Here is an 18,075-nt window from a genome sequence, read left to right on the forward strand (position 1 = left end):
CATTTTCCTGAATCTCGATATTAGCCGCGTCTTTTCCTCGACAAAACCATGAATTCTCTGGTGTCTGGGTAGCGTCGATTTATGACGATAAAGCTTCAGACATTCACAGTGTTCGCTCTGTCCGCCGGCGTCGTCCCGTTCACCGCGACCCCGCTGCCCGCCTCCGCCGCGACGTCGAGCGCCGCGTCCGCCGCGGGGGCCGTTCGGCTCCTCAGCCCGCCGCCGCCCGCAGAGAGCACGGCGACCGAGGAGGAGGCGGAGCGCAAGCCCGTCCTGCTCCGGCCGGGGGACAAGGGCGAGGCCGTCCGCACGCTGCAGCGCAAGCTCCACCGCGGCCGCTACTACTTCGGGCCCATCAACGGCAAGTACGACGAGCAGACCAAGTTCGCCGTCTGGGCGTTCCAGAAGCACAAGCGCATGCAGCTCAGCAACCAGGTCGGGCCGAAGATGCTGTCGGCGCTGGACAAGCCCATCAAGCACCGGGTGCTGGTGCCGAACGGCGCGGCCAACCGGGTCGAGATCAATCTCACCAGGCAGCTGCTCGTCGTCTACCGCAACCGCAGGCCCGCGCTGATCTCGCACATCTCCAGCGGCGCCGAGGTGCGCTACTGCCATAGCGGGCGCTGCGGCAACGCCATCACGCCGGTCGGCGACTTCCGCGTGCTGCGCCGCGCACCCGGCTGGACGACCGGGCCGCTCGGGTCGATGTTCAATTCGCTCTACTTCACCGGGGCCATCGCCATGCACGGCTCGACGAAGGTCCCGCTGCGGCCGGCCTCGCACGGGTGCGTGCGGCTGCCGCTCGAGACGTCCAAGCGGCTGTACCGGATGGTGAAGATCGGGGAGCCGGTGCACGTGCGGGGGAAGTTTTCGGTGCGCGCCTTCCGATGAAATTTCTCGAAATTTCGGACCATAGTGACATTTCTCGTGCCCGTCTGCGGCGCGTCCCCGGCCCGCCATTCCCGGCACGAAATCGTTCCGGCCCGCGCGCATAGAGCGGCCATTTCAGGCGTGGCGCCGTCACGGCTGCGCGCGTGGGGCGGCCATTCCGGCTGTGGGGCCGTGGTGGCCGTGTGCGTGGGGTCGGTCGTTCCGGGTGTGGTGTCGTGCGGCTGTGCGCGTGGGGCGGCCATTCCGGCTGTGGGGCCGTGGTGGCTGTGTGCGTGGGGTCGGTCGTTCCGGGGGCGGTGTCGTTGTGGCTGCGGGGCTGGGCTTGGCCGGTCCCGGGGGCGGTGGCACCCGGGCCGCACGAAAGGCCGGCCGGCGTCGTCGGCGATGGGCGGCTCGGGCTGTGGTCGCCCTTCCTTTGCCGGTCTGGGCCATGCCTGCTCTCGGAGGTGGAGGGCGGCAGGGCGAGCGGGTGAGCGGCGCGAAAGGCCGGGCGATGGGGAGCCGTCGCCGTGAACGCTCCGCGGAGGGCGGGCGGGGACGCTGTGGCGGCGCGGCGGCGGCGTCACGGGGGCGCAGGAGCGGGCGAGGGGCTGGTCGGGGCGTCGGGCGGAGTCGTGCGGACGCGGAGGGCGGCCGCGTGGGGTGGGGTCGTCCGGCGTGTGGTGCCGGGAAGGGGCGGGGCTCGGTCGGGGAGGGGCCCGGCGGCGGGGCGGGGTGTGCCGGGTGCGGGTCCACGGCACGCGTCGCCGGGCCCCTCGGGTCAGGCGGGGCCGCCTACGCGGGAGAAGCGAGGCAGGCCACCGACGCGGGCGAGGCGGGGCACGCTGTCCCCGGCCTTCTTCAGCACGCCGTCCTTGACCAGCCGCAGCGGGGAGCCGGCCGGTTTGGGGCCGTCGCCGGTGGTCTGGGCCAGGCGCAGGGCGAGCGCGGGGCACATGTCGACGGCCCGGCGCGCGTCCTTGAGCATGAACCCGGGGATCGTCCTGAACGACGGGAACCCGTAGTCGTCCAGATCCACGAACTCGGGCAGCAGGTGCGCGCACAGGCCGTGCCCGGCGCAGCGGGACCAGTCGACCTCGAGCCGGTACTCGGGCTCGGGCTCGCGCTCCGGCATCGGCATGACACCGCGTACCGGACGGCCGCACGAGCCGTGCTCCAGGTGGACGGCGATCTCGTCCTCGAACGCGTCCAGAGCCGACAGCACGAACTTGGCCGTGCCGTCCGGGTGGAAGCAGGCGCCGCGGCGCTCGACGACGCGCACGGCGCGGCGCACCGCGTCCACGGAGCCGGTGCCCTCGGCGAGCGCGCAGAGGGCCCTGGCGACGTCGGGCAGGCCGAGCCGGCACGGCCCGCACTGCCCGGCGGACTCCGACGCGAGGTACGAGGCGACCCGCGCGGCCTCGCCGAGCGGGCACGTGGACTCGCCGAGCGGCACGATGATGCCCGCACCGAGGGTGGCCCCTGCCGCCTTCATGCCCTCGCGCGAGATGACCGCCGTCTCGACGGCCTCGGCCGACAGCCACGCGCCGTGGTAGCCGCCGACCAGCACACCGTCGCCGGCGTCCGCCTCGCACAGGGCGAGCACGTCGGCCAGCAGGGTGCCGGTGGGCGTCTCGATGACCGCGCCGTTGGCGGCGCCGCCGCTGACGGTGAGCAGGATCGTGCCGGGCTCCCTGGCGGTGCCCACTTCGGCGTACTTCTCGGGGCCGTACTCGGCCAGCAGCGCGAGCTGCGCGTACGTCTCGGTGTTGGACAGCAGGGTCGGCAGCCCGTCCACGCCGCTGTGCGCGGCGCGCTTCTTCCTGCCCGGCGGGATGCCCTCCTCCCCGTTGACCGCCCGGACGAGGGCGCCGCCCTCGCCGGAGATGAACCGCTCCTTGATCCCGACCACCCTGATCGGGACGCGGCTCTCGGCGCCGCCGGAGACGTTGGCCGCGCGGCGCTCGGCCACGGCGGCGGCGACGGACGCCTCTGCGACCTCGCCGCCCGCCGTGGCGACGACGACCTCGCGGGCGCCGAGCGCCTCGGCGGCCAGCACCGCGCCGTCGAGCACGAGGTGCGGGTTGCGGGTGAGCAGCATGGCGTCCTTCGAGCTGGCCGGCTCGCCTTCGGCGCCGTTGACCAGCACGACGCTCTCGCCGGTGCCGGCGGCGTCGGCCACCGCCCTGAGCTTCCTGGCGAAGGGGAACGCCGCACCGCCCCGGCCGCGCATGTCCACCTCGTTGGCGTACGAGATGAGCTCGTTCAGCTCGCGCGGCTCCACGAGGCCGTGCAGGGTGCGGTGGGCGGGCAGGTCGAGACGGCGGCAGTGGTCCAGCCCGGCGGTGAGCCGGGCCGGACCCATGCGCAGCACCCGTGGGACGCGGGCGGGTATCACGAAGCCTCCTGTTCGCGTGCGGGCGGGGTCATCCCGCCTCCCTGTACCTGCGGCGCGCCTCGGCGAGGCTGACGGGCGCATCGGCCCGGGCCGTCGCCGCGGCGGCGGCCTCCCTGCTGCGTTCCTGGGCCCTGGTCCGGGCGGTGGCGGGACGCTCGGCGGGCACGCCCACCGGAGCGGCGGACGTGACCTCGGGCCCCGGCACCCGCTCGGGTACGATCGGCGGCCGGCGGACCGTGGCCAGCACGCGGACGATCAGCGCGCTGCCGACCGCCGCCATGCTGGCCACGTACGACCAGGCCACCCAACCGGCCGGCGGGCGGCCGGCCGTCAATCCGTGCATGATGCCGATGGGCCAGGCGAGGTAGGCGGCGGAGTGGAGGATCCGCCACATCCACGGCCTGTTCCGCACGGCGAAGCGTCCTCGGATCATGCCCGTCACCACGGCCACGACCATGAGGTCGAAGGCCAGGGTGCCGAATCCCACCCAGATCCCGGCGATCGGCACGACCGCGGCCCCCGCCGGCACGTGCCCCAGGCTGATCATGAGCGTGATGTGCGTCAGCAGGAACGCCAGCCCGATGAGCGCGGTGGCCCGGTGCGCGAGCTGGGCCCTGACCCGGTTGGCCGGGGACAGGAAGACGCGTTCGGTGGTGATCAGGCCGAGCGCGACGGTCGCGGTCAGCAGCACCAGGGCGAACACGCCTGCGTAGAACTCGAGGAAGCCGACCCCTCGGCCCAGCATCGCGATGCCCTGCTCGGTCCTGGTCAGCGCGAACGCCGAGAGCATGACGGCAGCGATCATCGCGCTCGCCCCCAGCCGGACGTTCCTGGTGTCCAGCAGGGTAGGGGCGTGCCTGGGGTGTCGTCTGTGGAGCATGTAGTTCCCTCCAAGGTCGAGTGAGGGTGCGACTCGGAAGGCTGGGTGCCCTGGCCGGGCGGCCGATCAGATCAGCAACGGCGGCCCCGGTTGATGCAGTTGACGACGTTCTGCATCAGCCTGTCGGGCATCACGTTGACGAAGTCGCCGTGGTCGGTGACCGGGTTGTGCTTCTGCTCCGGGAAGGCGTCCAGGGCGTACGAGGGTCCTTGCGGTACTGCGTACGTGAGGGTCATGCGGAGCTGGGGGATCGCCCTGGTCCCCTGGGGGCAGGCACCGTTCTGGTCGGGGAAGACCACGTGCGTGCGGTGATCGGCGCTGTCGGTGTTCTGGCCGTCCCAGCAGCTGGGGAAGTCCAGAATACGAACCACCAGGCTCCCGCGCGGGCAAAGCGGATATTTATCGGTTGTTATGCGATTTTGGAATCCCGTGCACGTCCAGGCGGCGTGTGCGTTAGCGGTGCCGTTGGTGGCCGCCTTGGCGTCGCCGGTGATGATCCTCATGAACCTCGGCATGGCGACGACCCTGGAGGTCGGGTTGCCGCGGAAGCGCAGCTCGACCGAGCGGGGCCGCAGCACCTGGCCGACGTTGCCGTCCGGGTCGCCGGCGTTCGTGTCGGACCTGCGGTCTCTGATCACCGGCCAGAAGTACGTGGACTGGTCGCCGAGTCGGCAGGTCGTGTCGGCCGCCGCCAGGCTCTCGTCGGTCGAGAACGCGTCGGTCGAGAGGTTGCCGACGTAGTCGTGCAGGTGGTGCGCGCCGTTCTGCACGCCGGGGGCGACGATGAAGTTGTCCGGGTTGTTGTGGCCCTCGCGGTTGGTGCCGCAGCGCGAGACGAACGAGCCGCGCGAGCCGTTCCTGCCGAACCGGGCGTCGAGGCGGGTCGGCTGCACCTGCCGGATGTCCACGAAGTCCTGGACGAACGGGCCGAGGCCGGCGCAGGGGTCACCGGCGGTCGGAGAGGGCGAGGGGCTCTGCGAGGGGTCGGCATTGCCGTTGTTCCCGCCGTTGCCGTTATCCCCGTTGTTCCCGCCGTTTCCGTTGTTGTTGCCGTTGTCGCCAGGATTGCCGTTGTTCCCGGTGTTGTCGCCCGTGTTCCCGTTGTCGCCGTTGTTACTCCCGTCGTTGTTTCCGTTGCCGTTATTGGCGCCGTTCCCGTTATTGCCGTTGTTGTTTCCGTTGTCCGGATTGCCCTGATTATCGGTCGGGCTGGGGGTCGGGCTGGGGGAATTGGTCGGCTTACCGCCGCGGCGGCGCGAGAAAAGCGACGGGCCGCCGTCGTTCTCGTCATCGGGAGAACGCGGATTCACGGCCACGCCGCCGCCCTGCGGCGCCTGCTGGTCGAAGCCCTGCCCGTCCTGGCCCTGCCGGCCGACCTGGCGGTTACGGCTCTGCTGCTGGTTCTGGTCCTGGTCCTGTTGCGCCTGGCCGCGCCGGCCGAAGTCCCTGCCGAAGTCTCTGTCGAAGCCCCGGCCGTTCCTGCCCTGCTCGTTCCTGCCCTGCTGGTTCCTGCCCTGCTGGTTTCCGTCGGGCTGGTCTCTGCCGGGCTGCTGGGTCTGCCGCCCCTGAGGTGACTGGCCGGTCTGTCCGGGGATGCAGGGGGCGGCGACCGCCGGGCCCACGCCGATGACGGCCGCGGACACCAGGCCGGTCGCCGTCACGGCCAGCGCGGACACGGCCGCGGCCATGCGTCTGGATCTCGTCATGTGTGTCTCCTCTTTTCAACCGCCGTTGACGACGGGTGGAGCGGGTGAGGGCGTGGGGGCTTCCGGAAGCCGGCTGTGGTCCACCAAGCCGGTGGACTCCAGGTACGCCATGTGGCGCATCACGTAGTTGATGCCTTCCTGGGCGAACTTCCTGATCTCGGAGTTCCTGGTCCCGGACCGCACGCCCGCCACGACGGGGAAGACCTTCCCGTGCGCGGCACGCAACAGGTTGGCGAAGTCCTTGTCGAAGGCGGGGCCGCTCTCGGCCGCCAGCTGGGCCATCCAGCGCTGCTGCTCAGGGCTGGGCTCGTCGGGCAGGGCCACGCCGAGCTTCTTCGCCGTCTGGCGGACGAGCAGGTCGAGCTCCTTGTGCTCATCCCGCAGGAGCTTCCCGACCTCCTTCACACGCTGGGACTCGGCGCGGGTCTGGGCGTACTCGCCGGCGGGCATCTCCCAGAGGCCCGCCTGGCGTACCTTGAAGAGCAGATCGACGTCGGCGGCCGTCAGCGGCCCCGACGACCGCGGCGCCCACTGAGCGGACGCGGGGCCGATCGCCGAGGGCATGACCAGCGCGATCGTCGCGGCGGCGGCTACCACGAAGCCGCCGAGCATGAACAACTCGCCGCGCAAAAGCCTGTGCATGGTCGGAGGTACGCGGCCGTAGCAGGCGAGGTTCACGTATGGCCGGAGATAGTTAGAAATGACTGGAGTTATCGGAGTGGCTACCGCTTGGATAACGAAGGTGTAAAGATGTGCCCCGTGCTAGGTCACCTCGACGGCAGGTTCGAGAGTGCGGATGCCGAGGCGGAGCACCGCATCGCGGTGCTCTACCAGGAGTTCGGCGGCCCTCTGCTGCGCCACGTACGTAAATCAACAGGTAACGACCTTCAGTGGGCTGAAGACGTCGTGCAGGAGACGATCGTCAGAGCCTGGCGAAACTCGGCAAGACTGCAATGGGAACCGAGCCTGATATGGGCGTGGCTGCTCACCGTGGCCCGCCGCATAGTCATTGATGGTCGTCGGCGGAAGAGCGTCCGGCCGCAGGAGGTCGAGCCGCCTGAAGTCGACATGATGTCGGTCCCGGACGGATCGGAGCGGGCGTTATCGGCGATGGTCGTCGCTGACGCGCTGCGGTCCCTGTCTCCGGAACACCGCGAAGTCATTGAGCAGACCTACCTTCGAGACCGTACGATAAGTGAAGCGGCGGAGATTCTGGGGATCCCGCCGGGCACGGTGAAGTCCCGGCTCTACTACGGGATCCGGGCTCTCCGCGAGCTGCTGCGGGACAAGGGGGTAGCCGGCTGATGCACGAGGGGGTGGCCGCCTACGTCCTCGGCGTCCTCGATGAGGAGGAGCACGAGGCGTTCGAACGCCACCTCGAAACGTGCGAGCGATGCCAGGCGGAGCTGGTGGAGTTCGCCGAGGTGCCCCTGCAGCTCGACGAGCTCAAACACGACCCCTCCTCGACCTCGGGCGATGACCCTCCGATGTCTTCCATGTCACGTTGACGTTCGTCCCCTTTTCGGGTGGTATCGGTAGGGCAAGGCGTCACACCCGGTCTGACCTGGCCGGGTGGTCAGGGGGAGGTGTTCGGTGGGCATCGACGGTGATGCGCCCGATCCCCCGCATCGGCGGTTCGGTGGGCAGGGCGGCCTGCTCTCCTACGGCGACCACCTTCGCCTGCCCGAGCTCCTCGACCAGCGGCGGCCGCGGTCCGCGGCCCCAGACGAGCAGCCGTTCATCACCGCGCACCAGGTCTCTGAGCCGTGCGTCAAGCCGCTGCTTCGGGAACTGGAGCCGGCGCGCACCGCGATGTCCGCGGGCGAGCCGTGGCGGGCCGGGCACCTGTTCCGGCGGGTGCGCGCGGCCGAGCGGGTGATGACCGAGCAGGTCGAGGTCCTGGAGACGATGACCCCGCAGGACTTCCCGGCCTTCCGTGCCGGTCCGGCGCCCGCGAGCGGGTTCCAGCCGGTGTCGTTCGGGAAGCCGGAGTCGCCGGCGGGGCCGAAGGACGAGCGCCATCTCGGCTCCTTCGGGCACGCGGGCGAGGACGAGCTCGCCCGGTTGCGCCGCAGTCTCGCGGAGCCCACCCTGTGGGATGCTTACCAGACCGCCCTTTCCCAGCGTGGCCTGCCGGTCTCCGACAGCGAGATCATGGACTCGCTGCCGGCCGTGGCGAGGGACCGCGGGTCTCACGACGACCCGTGGCAGCTGGCCGAAGACCTGCTGACGCACGACGAGACCGCCGCGCTGTGGCGGATGCGCCACGTCCAGAGGGTCGAGCGCCAGATCGGCACCAGATCGGGCACAGGCGGCTCGACCGGTGCTCCCCATCCGCGCGGCAGGACGCGCCTGCACTACTTCCCGCTGCTGTGGGAACTAAGGGCCTGGCTATGAACAGCCATGGCGAACCCTCACAAAGGAGTGAGAGCGAGATGCCGCTCGACGAGGCCAAGGATGAGCTGCTCCAGCGAGCCGCGGAAAGCTGCGCGGCGAGCAGTGAGCATATGAGCGCCGAGGAGGCGCTGTCCTTCCTGCGGCTTTATTACCGACATGTCGCACCGGAGGACCTGCTCGACCGCAACCCCGTTGACGTGTACGGCCCCGCGATGTCCCAGAGGCAGCTCGCGGAGGTCCGCCCCCAAGGCAGGGCGGTGGTCCGTGCCTACACCCCCACGATCGAGGAGAACGGCTGGGACCCCGGCCACTCCGTGGTCGAGGTGGTGACCGACGACATGCCGTTCCTCGTCGACTCAGTCACGATGGAGCTCGACCGCCACGGCCTCGGCACCCATCTGGTGGTCCACCCGCAGATGCGGGTGCGCCGCGACATGACCGGCAGGATGCTCGGCCGCGACCAGGAGGACATCACCGGCCAGATGCTGGTCGAGTCGTGGATCCACATCGAGATCGACCGGCAGTCCGACCCCCTGGTGCTCAAGAGGCTCGAGACCGACCTGCTGAAGGTGCTCGCCGACGTGCGCCACACGGTCGAGGACTACGCGAAGATGCGCGCCCTCGCCGTGCAGACGGCGGAGGACCTGAGCATGAACCCGCCGCCGCTGGAGCCCGCGGAGGTCGAGGACAGCATCGACCTGCTGCGCTGGCTCGCCGACGGGCACTTCACCTTCCTCGGCTACCGCGAGTACCGCCTTGAGCACACCGACGAGGGCGATGCGCTGCGCGCGGTGCCCGGAGCGGCGCTCGGCATCCTCCGCGACGACAAGGCCGGCTCGGAGAGCTTCGCCGCGCTGCCGCCCGAGGTACGGGCCAAGGCGCGCGAGAAGCAGCTCATGATCATCACGAAGGCCAACAGCAAGGCCACCGTGCACCGGGCCTCCTACCTCGACTACATCGGGGTGAAGCTGTTCTCGGCCGAGGGCGAGGTGATCGGCGAGCGGCGCTTCCTCGGCCTGTTCACCCACGTGGCCTACAACGAGTCGATCTCCCGCATCCCGGTGCTGCGCCGCAAGCTGGCCGACGTGCTGGACAAGGCCGGGCTCGCCCCCGACAGCCACGACGGCAAGGACCTCATCGAGATCCTGGAGACCTTCCCCCGCGACGAGCTCTTCCAGACCTCGCTCGACCAGCTCCTGCCGATCGCGCTCGGCGTGCTGCGGCTGCGCGAGCGCAAGCAGGTCAAGCTCTTCCTGCGCCGCGACGACTACGGCCGCTACATCTCCTGCCTGATCTACCTGCCGCGCGACCGCTACACCACCAAGGTCCGGCTGAAGATGCAGGAGGTGCTGCTCAAGGCGCTCGGCGGCACGTCCATCGACTACAGCGCCCAGATCGGCGAGTCGACGCTGGCCCGGCTGCACGTCGTCGTGCGCGGCGAGCGCGGCAAGCAGCTCCCGCCGCCCAGCGTGGACGTCGAGGAGCTGGAGTCCCGCCTGGCGGCGCTCACCCGTTCCTGGGAGGACGACCTGGCCGCCGCGCTGACCGAGCTGACCTCCGAGGAGGAGGCGCCCCAGCTCATCAAGCGCTACGCCGCCGCCTTCCCCGAGGGCTACAAGGCGGACTTCCCGCCCAAGGTTGCCGTGGCCGACCTGCAGCGGCTCGAACAGCTCGTCGCGGAGGGCGACGGCGACAAGGTCGGCATCAACCTGTACGAGCCGTACGACGCGGCCGAGGGCGAACGACGGCTGAAGATCTACAAGATCGGCTCGCCCATCTCGCTGTCGCAGGCGCTGCCGCTGATCCAGCGGCTCGGGGTCGAGGTCGTGGACGAGCGGCCGTACGAGATCGACCGCGACAACGACCCGCGCACCAAGAACGCCTGGATCTACGACTTCGGCCTGCGCTACACCCCGGCCGAGGGCGTGGACAGGAAGGACTTCAAGAAGCTCTTCCAGGACGGTCTCGAGGCCCTGTGGACGGGCCGGGTGCAGGCCGACGACTTCAACGCGCTCATCCTCAGCGCCGGGCTCACCTGGGAGCAGGTCGAGATCCTGCGGGCCTACGCCAAGTACCTGCGCCAGACCGGCAGCACGTTCTCCCAGCGGTACATGGAGGACGTGCTCAAGGGCAACGTCAGGATCGCCCGGCTGCTGGTGCACCTGTTCGAGGCCAAGCTCGACCCCAAGCGCGGCGAGGACGTGCGCACCGACCTCGTGGAGGCGCTCAACGAGGAGATACTCGGGGCGCTCGACGAGGTGGCCTCGCTGGACGAGGACCGCATCCTGCGGGCGTACCTGGAGATGATCCACGCGACGCTGCGCACCAACTACTTCCAGACGGTGAACGGCGCGCGCAAGCCGTACATCTCGCTGAAGTTCGACCCGCAGGCCATCAGCGTGCTGCCGCTGCCCAGGCCGAAGTACGAGATCTTCGTGTACTCGCCGCGCGTCGAGGGCGTGCACCTGCGCTTCGGCAAGGTCGCGCGGGGCGGCCTGCGGTGGTCGGACCGGATGGAGGACTTCCGTACGGAGATCCTCGGCCTGGTCAAGGCGCAGATGGTGAAGAACACCGTGATCGTGCCGACCGGCTCCAAGGGCGGATTCGTCGTGAAGAAGCCCCCGAAGTCCGGCAAGCGGGAGGACCTGCTGGCCGAGGGCGTGGCGTGCTACCGGACGTTCATCTCCGGCCTGCTCGACGTCACCGACAACCTCGTGGACGGCAAGGTCGTGCCGCCGCCCGACGTCGTCAGGCACGACGGCGACGACACCTACCTCGTGGTCGCCGCCGACAAGGGCACCGCGACGTTCTCCGACATCGCCAACGAGGTCGCCAAGGAGTACGGCTTCTGGCTGGGCGACGCCTTCGCCTCCGGCGGCTCCATCGGCTACGACCACAAGGGCATGGGCATCACCGCCCGCGGCGCGTGGGAGTCGGTCAAGTACCACTTCCGCACGATGGGCGTGAACGTCCAGACGACCGACTTCACCGTGGTCGGCATCGGCGACATGTCGGGCGACGTGTTCGGCAACGGCATGCTCCTGTCGAAGCACATCAGGCTCGTCGCCGCCTTCGACCACCGGCACATCTTCGTCGACCCCACGCCCGACGCCGCCCGCTCGTACGCCGAGCGGCGCCGCCTCTTCGAGCTGCCCCGCAGCTCGTGGGAGGACTACGACCCCGAGCTGATCTCCCCGGGCGGCGGCGTCTTCCCGCGCACCGCCAAGTCGATCCAGATCACCCCGCAGATGCGCGACGCGCTCGGCATCCCCGCGGGCGTCGCGTCCATGGCGCCCCACGAGCTGATCAGCGCCATCCTCAAGGCCCCGGTCGACCTGCTGTGGAACGGCGGCATCGGCACGTACGTCAAGGCCACCTCCGAGTCCCACACCGACGTCGGCGACAAGGCCAACGACGCGCTCCGCGTCAACGCCTCCGAGCTGCGCTGCAAGGTCGTCGGCGAGGGCGGCAACCTCGGCTTCACCCAGCTCGCCCGCATCGAGTTCGCGCTGAACGGCGGACTGATCAACACCGACTTCATCGACAACTCGGCCGGCGTCGACACCTCCGACCACGAGGTCAACATCAAGATCCTGCTCGACCAGGTCGTCCGCGACGGCGAGCTGACCGACAAGCAGCGCAACCAGCTCTTCACCTCGATGACCGACGAGGTCGCCGAGCTGGTGCTGCGCGACAACTACGCGCAGAACGTCGTGCTCGCCGCCTCCCGCGCGCAGGCCGTCTCGATGCTCCACATCCACGCCCGCTACCTGCGCAAGCTCGAACGCGACGGGCTGGTCAACCGGGGGCTGGAGTTCCTGCCGTCGGACAAGACGCTCGCCGAGCGGCGCCAGGCCAGGCTCGGGCTCACCGCTCCCGAGTTCTCCGTGCTGCTCGCCTACACCAAGCTGGTGGCCGACGCCGAGCTGCTCGCCTCCGACCTGCCCGACGACCCCTACCTGGCGTCGTGGCTGGTCGAGTACTTCCCGTCCGCGCTGCGCGAGCGCTTCAGGCCGTACATGGACAAGCATCCGCTGCGCCGCGAGATCATCACCACCCGCGTGGTGAACGAGCTGGTCAACTCGGCCGGCACCACGTTCCTGTACCGCTTCGGCGAGGAGACCGGCGCGTCCACGCCCGACATCGTGCGGGCGTACCTGGTGGCGCGCGAGGTCTTCGACCTGCCCGGCTTCTACCGCGAGGTCGAGTCGCTGGACAACCAGGTCGAGACCGCCACGCAGATCAAGATGCTGCTCGAGGCGCGCAAGCTCGCCGAGCGCGGCGCGCGCTGGCTGCTGGTCAACCGGCGGCCGCCGCTCGACCTCGCCGCCTCGGTCGCGTTCTTCGACAAGGGCGTCAACGGTCTCATCGCGCACCTGCCGAAGCTGCTCACCGGGCCCGACCTCGCCGCGTACGAGGAGCGCCGCGACTCGTTCGTGGCCCGCGGGGTGCCCGAGGAGATGGCCGAGCGGGTGGCCGCGATGGTGCCCGCGTACTCCACGCTGGACCTGGTGGAGATCGCCTCGCTGACGGGGCGCCCGGTCAACGAGGTCGGCGAGGTCTACTTCGACCTGGCCGACCGGCTGCAGCTCGCCCGGCTGCGCGAGCGCATCATCGCGCTGCCCCGTGACAACCGGTGGAACTCGATGGCCCGCTCGGCGCTGCGCGACGACCTGTACGCCGCGCACGCCTCGCTGACCCGCGACGTGCTCGCGCACAGCAAGCCGGGCCTGTCGCCCGAGGAGCGGCTGGCGAGCTGGACCGAGGCCAACGCGGCGGCCGTCGCCAGGGCCAGGCAGACGCTGTCGGAGATCTGGGAGAGCGACAACTTCGACCTGGCCACGCTGTCGGTCGCGCTGCGCGCCATCCGCACGCTGGTGGCCGCGAGCAACCTGCCTCACACGGAGGCGTGAGCGCCGCCGGGGCGGGCCTTCCCGCCCGCCCCGGCCCTTCCCGCGCACGTCGGGTGAGGGCGCGCACGTCGGGTCAGCGGGCTCTCGCACCGTCTGCACGGCCGCGCAGAGGGCTCTGGCGCCGTCTGTACGGCCGCGCAGCGGGCGCTCGGCGTCCTGCCTGGCGCTACTGGCCGGAGGCGCGGGTCAGCGCGCCGTCGTGGGCGATGACGGGCGCGGGCGCCGGGGCGGACAGCGGCGGCACGGCGGTCGCGTACTGGTGCGTCTCGGTGAGCTTCAGCGAGCGGCGCAGCACCGGCGAGCTGATCGCCCAGCGCGCCGAGTCGGGCACCGGGATGTAGTCGTCCTCGGCCGTCTTGGTCTGCGTGGACGTGGTGCGCGACAGCGAGTACTGGATGAGCGCGCCGCCGTCCTCGGTGCGCAGCGCGTACACGGGGAAGTTGTCGGCGCTGAAGATCGAGTCGTAGCTGAAGCCGTCGCTCTTGGCGCTCTCGCGGCGCTCGGCGATCTGCTCGGCCACCTCGGTGGTGTAGGGGCCGGCGGCGAGCAGGCCGTCGGTGACGCCCGCCTTGCCGGTCTCGGCCACGCTCGCGTGGACGGGTCCGATGAACTGCGGGCTGATCGTGATCGTCTTGTCGTCGGCGGGCACCGCCGTGGCATAGCCCTCGGCGTCGAGCTTGATCGGCGGCAGCTTCTGGCCGGGCAGCAGCTCGGCGGCCGAGCTGAGCCGCCAGCGGTCGGACTTCACGAACGTCAGCAGCGTCGGCCGGCCGTCGCGCGGCACCAGCACGCTGAACCAGGGTGCGCCGTCGCCCTTGGCGAACCGCGGCACGTAGAACGTCGGCGTGCCCCATTGATGGCGCGGCGGCTCGTAGCCGGTGGACAGGTAGGCGGCCTGGGTGAGCTGCCACTGCCCGCCGGTCGTGATGTCCTGCACCTGCAGCAGCCGGCCCTGGAACTCGCTCGGCACACGGCGCAGCAGATCGTCGGTGCGGGTGTAGGCGGCGAACTCCTCGGCCGCCTCCTGCTTGGTGACGACCGGCGGCTCAGGGGACGGCGAGGGTGTGGAGGTGGCCGCCGCCGGGGTCGAGGAGGCCGGTCGGGCATCGCCGGAGCAGGCGGTCACCGCGGCGAGAAGACCGGCGGCGAGCGCCAGCGTCCTCCGCCGACCGTATGCACGCACCTCGCCATGTTATTCGGGCCCGCGCGGGTCGCGTACCCTTGGGAGACGTGGCAGGCATCGATCCGGCAGAAGAGATCAACGAGCTCCGGGGCACGCTCCGCAGCATCCAGGACGTGCTCGACCTCGACGCGATGCGCAAGCAGATCGCGGAGCTGGAGCAGCAGGTTGCCGCGCCCGACCTGTGGGACGACCCCGACCAGGCCCAGAAGGTGACCAGCAGGCTCTCCCACCTCCAGGGCGAGCTCAACCGGGTCGAGGGCATCGCCAGGCGGCTCGACGACCTGGCGGTCCTCTACGAGCTGGCGGCCGAGGAAGGCGACGACGACACGCGGGCCGAGGCCGACAAGGAGCTGCAGTCGCTGCGGTCCGACATCGGCGCGCTGGAGGTCCGCACGCTGCTGTCGGGCGAGTACGACGCCCGCGAGGCGCTCATCACGATCAACTCCCAGGCCGGCGGCGTCGACGCGGCCGACTGGGCCGAGATGCTGCTGCGCATGTACCTCCGCTGGGCCGAGCGCAAGGGCTACCCGACCGAGGTCTACGAGACCTCCTACGCCGAAGAGGCCGGCATCAAGTCCGCCACCTTCGCCATCAAGGCGCCCTACGCCTACGGCACGCTGCGCGGCGAGCACGGCACCCACCGCCTGGTGCGCATCAGCCCGTTCGACAACCAGGGGCGGCGGCAGACCTCGTTCGCGGGCGTCGACGTCGTGCCCGTCGTCGAGCAGACCGACCACATCGACATCAACGAGGACGAGATCCGCGTCGACGTCTACCGGTCGAGCGGCCCCGGCGGCCAGGGCGTCAACACCACCGACTCGGCCGTGCGCATCACCCACCTGCCGACCGGCATCGTGGTCTCCTGCCAGAACGAACGCTCGCAGCTGCAGAACCGCGCCACGGCGATGGCCGTCCTGCAGGCCAAGCTGCTGGAGCTGAAGCGGCAGGAAGAGGCCGAGAAGATGTCGGAGCTGCGGGGCGCGACGACCACCTCATGGGGCACGCAGATCCGTAACTACGTGCTGCACCCCTACCAGATCGTGAAGGACCTGCGCACCGGTACCGAGGCCGGCAACCCGTCAGCGGTGCTCGACGGCGACCTCGACGAGTTCATCGAGTCGGAGATCCGATGGATGCGGCGACAGGAGTCAGGCGCCGCCGACTAGGTGCTCGGCGGCCAGCGTCAGCAGGAGCAGGGCGACGAGGAGCAGCGCGAGGAGCGCGGGTGACAGCCCGGCGAAGCCGTGGTTGTGCATCCGCTCCCGGCTCGCCCGGCACATGGGGCAGCGTCCCTCGATCACGGGGTGGGCGCACTGCGCGCATACGAGGTGTTCGCAACTCATGACAGCCCCAAGTCTAGCCGCACAATCGTTTTGTTTCCGTTATGGACGTTCCATGCCAGTCTTCCCCCTAGACTGTCGTCTGGCCAATCGGAACGTCGATCATCAGTAAAGAAGACGTAACCGATGGTCGCCCGGCGGGAAGTGGGCATATGCCACCCTCGCTTCCGTCCTGACCCCTAGACTGGCATGCCGTGATGCTCTCGTGATCCATTTCGATAATGTCACCAAGGTCTACGCGAACCAGAAGCGGCCCGCCCTCGACCACGTATCCGTTGACGTGGACAAGGGTGAGTTCGTGTTCCTCGTCGGTCCCTCGGGATCAGGCAAGTCCACGTTCCTGCGTCTGATCCTGAAGGAGGAGCGGCCCAACTCCGGCGCGATCCACGTCGCCGGCAAGGATTTGAGCCGCCTCTCCAACTTCAAGGTGCCGCACCTGCGCCGCCGCATCGGCTGCGTCTTCCAGGACTTCAGGCTGCTCCCGAACAAGAACGTCTACGAGAACGTGGCGTTCGCGCTCGAGGTCATCGGAAAGCCGCGGCGCTTCATCCGCAAGGTGGTGCCCGAGGTCATCGAGCTGGTCGGCCTCGAAGGCAAGGCACACCGCATGCCCGACGAGCTGTCCGGCGGCGAGCAGCAGCGCGTCGCCATGGCCCGCGCCTTCGTCAACCGGCCCATGATCCTGCTGGCCGACGAGCCCACGGGCAACATCGACCCCGCGACGAGCATCGGCATCATGAAGGTGCTCGACCGCATCAACAGGACTGGCACCACGGTCGTCATGGCGACGCACGACGCGGCCATCGTCGACTCCATGCGTAAGCGTGTCGTGGAGCTGGAGGACGGCAAGATCGTCCGTGACCAGTCGCGTGGCGTGTACGGCCAGGCGTACTGACAGGGAGCTGCAGACAAGACATGCGGGCGAATTTCATCTTCTCCGAGGTCTGGATCGGCCTCCGTCGTAACCTGACGATGACGATCGCCGTGATCATCACGGTGGCGGTCGGCATGGCGATGCTCGGCGTCGGCCTGATGATCAACACCCAGGTCGGGCTGATGAAGGGCTACTGGGACGACAAGGTCGAGATCTCCGTCTTCCTGTGCAAGAAGGGGACGGCCATACCGGAGTGCAAAGGCAAGGCGATCACGCCCGCGCAGATCAAGGCGCTCGAGCAGCACATCAAGGGCACCAAGGGCGTCAAGGAGGTGTTCTTCGAGGACGAGGCCGACGCGTACCAGAACTTCAAGCAGTCGTTCTCGTCCACGAACAAGGCCCTGGTCGACGCGACCAAGGTGGAGGACCTGCCGCAGTCGTTCCGCATCAAGCTCGAGGATCCCGACAACTACCAGCCGGTGATCGAGGCCGTGACCGGGCAGCCGGGCGTGGCCCAGGTGATGGACCAGAAACAGCTCATCGCCCCGTTCTTCGAGATGCTCGACAAGCTCGCGCTCGCCGCGCTGACCGTGGCCATCATCCTGGTGCTCGCGGCGGCGCTGCTGATCGGTAACACGGTGCGGTTGTCGGCGTTCAACCGGCGCCGCGAGACCGGCATCATGCGGCTGGTCGGCGCCTCCAACCTCTACATTCAGCTCCCCTTCGTCATGGAGGGCGTCATCGCCGGTCTGGTCGGCGGAGTCTTCGCGGCGGTCATCCTGATCTGCGCGAAGGTGTTCCTCTTCGAGGAGATCGTCGGCTTCTTCGGCGGTGCCACGGCTCAGCTCAGCTGGAACGACCTGGCCCAGACGATCACCATCACCATGATCATCGGTGTTGTGATCTGTATCCTGGCCTCGTTCGTGACGCTACGTCGTTATCTGCGGGTGTAGCGGTGCGCATGGGCTGCGAGCGTCCCTGTCGCCGGTAAAGTCGAACCATGCCACGTGAGACCGGGCGGAAGGTCATCGCCCAGAACAAGCGCGCTCGGCACGACTACCACATCGAGGACACCTACGAAGCGGGTCTCGTGCTGCAGGGCACCGAGGTGAAGTCGCTACGCGAGGGCCGCGCCTCGCTCGTCGACGGCTACGCCACGATCGACGGCAACGAAGCGTGGCTGCTCAACGTGCACATTCCCGAATACGCGCAGGGCACGTGGACCAACCACGCGGCCCGGCGCAAGCGCAAGCTGCTGCTGCACCGCAAGGAGATCGACAAGCTCGCCGCCAAGGTCAAGGAGGGCGGCCTGACGATCGTGCCGCTGACCCTCTACTTCAAGGACGGCAGGGCGAAGGTCGAGATCGCCGTCGCCCGAGGCAAGAAAGACTGGGACAAGCGGCAGGCGCTGGCGGAGCAGCAGGCCAAGCGGGAGATGGCCCGGGCGCTGCGCTACCGCAACAGATGAGACGGCGGCACTGCGACCGATGAGACGCGGACCTTTCAGGCGCACG

Annotated in this window: 15 protein-coding genes; 9 read left to right on the plus strand and 6 right to left on the minus strand. The window is 69.5% G+C overall.

Features of this window, described 5'->3' with window-relative positions; translation table 11 throughout:
- The first annotated feature begins 81 nt into the window (after window positions 1-81).
- Entirely contained in the window at window positions 82-891 is an 810-nt protein-coding gene (locus ACGFIM_RS22800; protein ID WP_393203290.1) for a L,D-transpeptidase family protein, read from the plus strand.
- Between the two features lie 760 nt (window positions 892-1,651).
- Here the strand turns inward: ACGFIM_RS22800 and ACGFIM_RS22805 are convergent.
- The 4 genes from ACGFIM_RS22805 to ACGFIM_RS22820 all read right to left on the minus strand — a co-directional run bounded on the left by ACGFIM_RS22805 (window position 1,652) and on the right by ACGFIM_RS22820 (window position 6,496).
- Entirely contained in the window at window positions 1,652-3,268 is a 1,617-nt protein-coding gene (locus tag ACGFIM_RS22805; protein ID WP_393203292.1) for an NADH-ubiquinone oxidoreductase-F iron-sulfur binding region domain-containing protein, read from the minus strand.
- A gap of 28 nt (window positions 3,269-3,296) precedes the next feature.
- Complete coding sequence (locus tag ACGFIM_RS22810) at window positions 3,297-4,148, minus strand: ferric reductase-like transmembrane domain-containing protein (RefSeq protein ID WP_393203294.1); 852 nt, start codon at window positions 4,146-4,148, stop codon at window positions 3,297-3,299.
- Between the two features lie 71 nt (window positions 4,149-4,219).
- Complete coding sequence (locus tag ACGFIM_RS22815; RefSeq protein WP_393203296.1) at window positions 4,220-5,854, minus strand: DUF1996 domain-containing protein; 1,635 nt, start codon at window positions 5,852-5,854, stop codon at window positions 4,220-4,222.
- Window positions 5,855-5,869: 15 nt separating this feature from the next.
- Window positions 5,870-6,496 carry a DUF4142 domain-containing protein gene (locus ACGFIM_RS22820; protein ID WP_393203298.1) on the minus strand — a complete coding sequence of 209 codons (627 nt, stop codon included), beginning with the start codon at window positions 6,494-6,496 and terminating at the stop codon, window positions 5,870-5,872.
- A gap of 108 nt (window positions 6,497-6,604) precedes the next feature.
- Here ACGFIM_RS22820 and ACGFIM_RS22825 point away from each other — a divergent pair, with 108 nt between their 5' ends.
- The 4 genes from ACGFIM_RS22825 (at window position 6,605) to ACGFIM_RS22840 (ending at window position 13,164) form a co-directional block, all read left to right on the plus strand.
- Complete coding sequence (locus ACGFIM_RS22825; RefSeq protein ID WP_345396666.1) at window positions 6,605-7,159, plus strand: sigma-70 family RNA polymerase sigma factor; 555 nt, start codon at window positions 6,605-6,607, stop codon at window positions 7,157-7,159.
- On the plus strand, window positions 7,159-7,362 hold the full coding sequence (locus ACGFIM_RS22830) for a zf-HC2 domain-containing protein (protein WP_393203300.1): 204 nt from the start codon (window positions 7,159-7,161) through the stop codon (window positions 7,360-7,362). Before ACGFIM_RS22825 ends, ACGFIM_RS22830 begins: the two co-directional genes overlap by 1 nt.
- Before the next feature lie 85 nt (window positions 7,363-7,447).
- Window positions 7,448-8,251, plus strand: a complete 804-nt coding sequence (locus ACGFIM_RS22835; protein ID WP_393203302.1) for a tryptophan 2,3-dioxygenase family protein — start codon at window positions 7,448-7,450, stop codon at window positions 8,249-8,251.
- A gap of 38 nt (window positions 8,252-8,289) precedes the next feature.
- The gene (locus ACGFIM_RS22840) at window positions 8,290-13,164 is read left to right on the plus strand and encodes an NAD-glutamate dehydrogenase (RefSeq protein ID WP_393203304.1); all 4,875 of its coding nucleotides are present in this window, start codon (window positions 8,290-8,292) and stop codon (window positions 13,162-13,164) included.
- Window positions 13,165-13,330: 166 nt separating this feature from the next.
- On the opposite strand, the gene ACGFIM_RS22845 is transcribed toward ACGFIM_RS22840, so the two are convergent.
- The gene (locus ACGFIM_RS22845; RefSeq protein WP_393203306.1) at window positions 13,331-14,347 is read right to left on the minus strand and encodes a hypothetical protein; all 1,017 of its coding nucleotides are present in this window, start codon (window positions 14,345-14,347) and stop codon (window positions 13,331-13,333) included.
- A 47-nt stretch (window positions 14,348-14,394) separates the two neighbouring features.
- Here ACGFIM_RS22845 and prfB point away from each other — a divergent pair, with 47 nt between their 5' ends.
- Entirely contained in the window at window positions 14,395-15,513 is a 1,119-nt protein-coding gene (gene prfB / locus ACGFIM_RS22850; RefSeq protein ID WP_393203308.1) for a peptide chain release factor 2, read from the plus strand.
- On the opposite strand, the gene ACGFIM_RS22855 is transcribed toward prfB, so the two are convergent.
- Complete coding sequence (locus ACGFIM_RS22855; protein ID WP_393203310.1) at window positions 15,496-15,690, minus strand: hypothetical protein; 195 nt, start codon at window positions 15,688-15,690, stop codon at window positions 15,496-15,498. The two genes, prfB and ACGFIM_RS22855, sit on opposite strands and share 18 nt — an antisense overlap.
- Window positions 15,691-15,892: 202 nt before the next feature.
- Here ACGFIM_RS22855 and ftsE point away from each other — a divergent pair, with 202 nt between their 5' ends.
- Genes ftsE through smpB form a run of 3 tightly spaced genes read left to right on the plus strand, consistent with a single transcriptional unit; the run spans window position 15,893 to window position 18,029 of the window.
- On the plus strand, window positions 15,893-16,582 hold the full coding sequence (gene ftsE, locus ACGFIM_RS22860) for a cell division ATP-binding protein FtsE (RefSeq protein ID WP_393203312.1): 690 nt from the start codon (window positions 15,893-15,895) through the stop codon (window positions 16,580-16,582).
- A gap of 20 nt (window positions 16,583-16,602) precedes the next feature.
- On the plus strand, window positions 16,603-17,514 hold the full coding sequence (gene ftsX, locus ACGFIM_RS22865; RefSeq protein ID WP_393203314.1) for a permease-like cell division protein FtsX: 912 nt from the start codon (window positions 16,603-16,605) through the stop codon (window positions 17,512-17,514).
- A 47-nt stretch (window positions 17,515-17,561) separates the two neighbouring features.
- The gene (gene smpB, locus ACGFIM_RS22870) at window positions 17,562-18,029 is read left to right on the plus strand and encodes an SsrA-binding protein SmpB (protein ID WP_393203316.1); all 468 of its coding nucleotides are present in this window, start codon (window positions 17,562-17,564) and stop codon (window positions 18,027-18,029) included.
- The last annotated feature ends 46 nt before the right edge of the window (window positions 18,030-18,075 follow it).

This window comes from Nonomuraea sp. NPDC049309 (assembly GCF_043196965.1).
Taxonomy (GTDB): Bacteria; Actinomycetota; Actinomycetes; order Streptosporangiales; family Streptosporangiaceae; genus Nonomuraea; species Nonomuraea fastidiosa.

Bases quoted from the DNA above. Each gene is read 5' to 3' on its own strand.
- ACGFIM_RS22800 (WP_393203290.1), top strand. From the start codon at position 82: ATGACGATAAAGCTTCAGACATTCACAGTGTTCGCTCTGTCCGCCGGC.
- ACGFIM_RS22810 (WP_393203294.1), bottom strand. From the start codon at position 4,148: ATGCTCCACAGACGACACCCCAGGCACGCCCCTACCCTGCTGGACACC.
- ACGFIM_RS22815 (WP_393203296.1), bottom strand. From the start codon at position 5,854: ATGACGAGATCCAGACGCATGGCCGCGGCCGTGTCCGCGCTGGCCGTG.
- ACGFIM_RS22820 (WP_393203298.1), bottom strand. From the start codon at position 6,496: ATGCACAGGCTTTTGCGCGGCGAGTTGTTCATGCTCGGCGGCTTCGTG.
- ACGFIM_RS22825 (WP_345396666.1), top strand. From the start codon at position 6,605: ATGTGCCCCGTGCTAGGTCACCTCGACGGCAGGTTCGAGAGTGCGGAT.
- ACGFIM_RS22830 (WP_393203300.1), top strand. From the start codon at position 7,159: ATGCACGAGGGGGTGGCCGCCTACGTCCTCGGCGTCCTCGATGAGGAG.
- ACGFIM_RS22840 (WP_393203304.1), top strand. From the start codon at position 8,290: ATGCCGCTCGACGAGGCCAAGGATGAGCTGCTCCAGCGAGCCGCGGAA.
- ACGFIM_RS22855 (WP_393203310.1), bottom strand. From the start codon at position 15,690: ATGAGTTGCGAACACCTCGTATGCGCGCAGTGCGCCCACCCCGTGATC.
- ftsX (WP_393203314.1), top strand. From the start codon at position 16,603: ATGCGGGCGAATTTCATCTTCTCCGAGGTCTGGATCGGCCTCCGTCGT.
- smpB (WP_393203316.1), top strand. From the start codon at position 17,562: ATGCCACGTGAGACCGGGCGGAAGGTCATCGCCCAGAACAAGCGCGCT.